This window comes from Pseudomonas sp. CAU 1711, from assembly GCF_039888625.1.
Lineage (GTDB): Bacteria > Pseudomonadota > Gammaproteobacteria > Pseudomonadales > Pseudomonadaceae > Aquipseudomonas.
In genome coordinates this window covers 1-3,447 of record NZ_JBDQQT010000033.1, presented here as the reverse complement: position 1 = coordinate 3,447, position 3,447 = coordinate 1, and the positions used below count along the sequence as shown (strand labels likewise).

Sequence of the window (3,447 nt, the reverse complement as noted above, 5' to 3'; positions counted from 1 at the left end):
CTAAATATGGATATATACGATGCCTCAAAATAAGTCCGTGCACTTCCCTAACAAATGGTTCAAGTCGTTCGCTTCGCTCACTGCGGGACCGGCTAAAGCCGGCCCCTTAACCAAACGTTAGGCGTCACGGAGAGTTCATTGGCCTATTCAATTCCTAAGAGCAAGGTCATTCCCTACGCCCCTGAAGCTCTGAGTTCTTTCAGTGCTTACGGGTTTGAATGGATTGACAACCTTCATTTCCTCGCGGACCCGTCCGAATTCGTCGACGGAGACCTGGCGCCCTACATCGCCATTGTCAAAGAGCGATTTCTAGAACTGGGCTGGGAGGGGGACGGTGATGTTCAGTTGCTTTGGCTTCCGCCCTTCGTGTTCCCGCTTCAACTACGCATACCACCAGAGGGCTTGGCTCTCTGGCACGTCAAGCAGGAGGAGGATGGTGTTTCTTTCATCCTTTCGCCTATTGAGCTTCCGTTTGAGGAGTTTCAGCATGGGCATGCCGCCTAACAACTGGTTCAAGTCGTTCGCTTCGCTCACTTGGACGTCCAAAAGCTGCGCTTTTGGCCGCCCCTTAACCAAACGTTATGTGGCTTAAGGTAGCCTTCATGGATGAACTCATCGATCACTCATTTAAGCTAATCGCCAAGATCCTATATTTCCTTGTAAGGATTTTCGCTTGGTTGATATTCGAATTTCTTTATGAGGAAATTGCTTGGTGGCTTGGCTGGTGTATCTGCAGGGCAATCACCCTTAATTCGCGGCCGACAGTTGGAATAAATGGATATGACGAGGCAACCACCACCACAAGGTTTGTTGTTTGCTTTACGGGTATTGCCACAATAATTCTGGCAGGCACAATTCTAGCTATTTATATTAGCGCCAACGCCACATAACAATTGGTTCAAACCGTTCGCTTCGCTCACTGGGACGGGCTAAAGCCCGCCCCTTAACCAAACGTTAGGCGGCAAAAGCAACAAAGGAATGTGCGGGCATGGAAGTCTTGAAAAGTTTCATCCCAATACTACGTGCAACGCCAAAGCCCAATGTGCTCAAAAACTGGTTCGGCGCCCCGCTCCAGCTTCTTCGCTGCTCGCCGCGCATCAAGGCTGCGGGTTATCAAAGTAAGCGCCTGGATGTCCGTTCAGTCGAGGCTCCAGCCAAAATAAATACGTGGCTTGAAAGTTCGCTGCGGGTCGGCCATTGTGCGATATTCATTTCCTGCGTCCGACTCGAAGTCCCCAGCCTAACAACTGGTTCAAGTCGTTCGCTTCGCTCACTTTGGACGTCCAAAAGCTACGCTTTTGGCCGCCCCTTAACCAAACGTTAGGCAGTAAGAGCAATCAACTAAATGCAAGCAGGGAAAGTGCGCAGGTTATGCTCAGGAAAGTGCGGCAAAGAGGCCACGCACCAGTTCACGACATCAGCCATCGCGTCGCCTGGAAGGTCAGCATGGCAAGCATCAGTGCGCTATGCACCCTCTCCGCTCGACGATGCATTGGGCCTAACAAATGGTTCAAGTCGTTCGCTACGCTCACTTGGACGTCCAAAAGCTACGCTTTTGGCCGCCCCTTAACCAAACGTTAGCCACCCAAAGGGAATTGTGAGTGAACCTGAAACAAGCACTAGAAAAGATCCTATCTGAATATTTAATCGAGAAAGAATCTAATTCATTTACTGGAAACACTCTGGCTGAGTTTTTACGTTCAGAACTTCCAAAAATTATAAACAACCTTCTCGGTATCTCTGACCGGTATTTGGTGAAAGGCAGTGCGGGAAAAGGTGTATGGACCAACGTGCCTTGGGCAGCAGTACTTGACAAAACAGTCACAGACACACCTCAGAAAGGTTTTTATTTAGTCTATCTCTTTTGTGAAGACGGAAGCGGCCTGTATATCTCGTTAAACCAAGGAGTAACGGATCTTAAACAGCAGTACGGGAGTTCAGTCAGAAACGCATTAAAAGTCAAAGCAAACGATTACGTAGCTCAAGTCCCATACAGCTCACCTGGCGTATTAACCGGCCCAATAAATCTCAAAGCCAGTCAGAGAATGAGTCTGGGTGAGCTATATGAAAACGGTGCCATCTACTCCAGGCACTACCAAGCCGGCGCATTACCAACCAACTCAGAGCTAGAGTCCCATCTTAACGAATTCATTGATTTATACTTGCGTATTGTCATAAATCAAAGCTCCCAACAGTCATCCGCAATAGCGGAAGACGACGAAGATGGTTTGAGTATTGAAGACGGCACCAGACTCCGTGAGCACAAGCGCATTGAGAGAAATCAAAAGCTCGCGAAAAAAGCAAAAGAGTTACAAGGCTACATATGTAAGTCATGCGGCTTTGATTTTGAGAAAAAATATGGGGAGCTTGGTAAAGGTTTTATTGAAGCACACCACCTAACACCAGTAAGCACCTTAAAAGGTAAAAAAATAGGCTTAGACCCTAAAAAAGACTTCACAGTTCTCTGCTCAAACTGCCACCGAATGATTCATAAAACAGAATTCGTAGACCGCGTAGAAGAATTTAAAGCCGTGTATGTGGTCGGCTAACTATGCGCTCAAATCGTTCGCTTCGCTCACTGGGACCGGCTAAAGCCGGCCCCTTAGCTTAAACGTTAGAGATTTAGTCAACCAAAGGAGAGTCAAAAATGAAGGACATGATTATACTTTCTTCTCTTGCGCTAATGATTACTGGCTGCGCATCAGTAAATAGCGGCTTAACGACATTCAATGAAGGCATGGCATCCTTAAACAAAACACTAGCTAGTGGACTACCAGCCAATCAGAGAAGAGTCGGGTCATTCATCACACAAGACCAAGAGTTTAAAATAAAATCAAACCTAGCAGTAAAAACAGATGACAACAGCATCAATCAGGCTATTGCCGAAGCCTCTTCTGTCATTGAAAGTTTCGCCAAAGCAGAGTCCTGCATCAACAATCATCTGGACAGTTCTCTTGAGCTATATACAGCGCCAGGCGGGAAAATGAATACGTCATATGCCCCAATGATGCCCATGCGATACCACGACAAGACAAAATGTGTGTCTGTCGCCAAGATTCAAGGTTGGTTTATGCCGGCAAGAAACGCGCTACAGTTCGAGATAGTTTACGTTTCAGAGAATAGTGGTGAAGTTCAAAAACGAGGCCACGAAGTGGTTAAACAACCAAATGGCGAATGGTTGTTCACACCTCAAATCTAAACCTTCACCGGCTCAAGTTAAACACAATAGCCACGCGTACGATCTCTAACAATCGGTTCAAGTCGTTCGCTTCGCTCACTTCGGGACGTCCGCAAGCTACGCTCGCGGCCGCCCCTTAACCTGTCCGTTAGGCGGCAAAAGCAACAAAGGAATGTGCGGGCTTGGAAGTCTTGAAAAGTTACATCCCAATACTACGTGCAATGCCAAAGCCAAATGTGCTCAAAAACTGGTTCGGCGCCCCGTTTCGG

At 47.4% G+C, this 3,447-nt stretch carries 4 protein-coding genes; all 4 read left to right on the top strand.

Annotated elements, in window-relative coordinates; genetic code table 11:
• Window positions 1-138 precede the first annotated feature (138 nt).
• The 4 genes from AAFN46_RS20490 to AAFN46_RS20475 all read left to right on the top strand — a co-directional run bounded on the left by AAFN46_RS20490 (window position 139) and on the right by AAFN46_RS20475 (window position 3,199).
• Window positions 139-504 (top strand): hypothetical protein, encoded by a 366-nt coding sequence (locus tag AAFN46_RS20490; protein WP_347810542.1) that lies wholly within the window; start codon window positions 139-141, stop codon window positions 502-504.
• 98 nt (window positions 505-602) lie between these two features.
• Window positions 603-890 carry a hypothetical protein gene (locus AAFN46_RS20485; RefSeq protein WP_347810541.1) on the top strand — a complete coding sequence of 96 codons (288 nt, stop codon included), beginning with the start codon at window positions 603-605 and terminating at the stop codon, window positions 888-890.
• A gap of 711 nt (window positions 891-1,601) precedes the next feature.
• Window positions 1,602-2,549: a DUF3578 domain-containing protein gene (locus tag AAFN46_RS20480; protein WP_347810540.1), complete on the top strand. Its 948-nt coding sequence runs from the start codon at window positions 1,602-1,604 to the stop codon at window positions 2,547-2,549.
• A 98-nt stretch (window positions 2,550-2,647) separates the two neighbouring features.
• Window positions 2,648-3,199 (top strand): hypothetical protein, encoded by a 552-nt coding sequence (locus AAFN46_RS20475; RefSeq protein ID WP_347810539.1) that lies wholly within the window; start codon window positions 2,648-2,650, stop codon window positions 3,197-3,199.
• The last annotated feature ends 248 nt before the right edge of the window (window positions 3,200-3,447 follow it).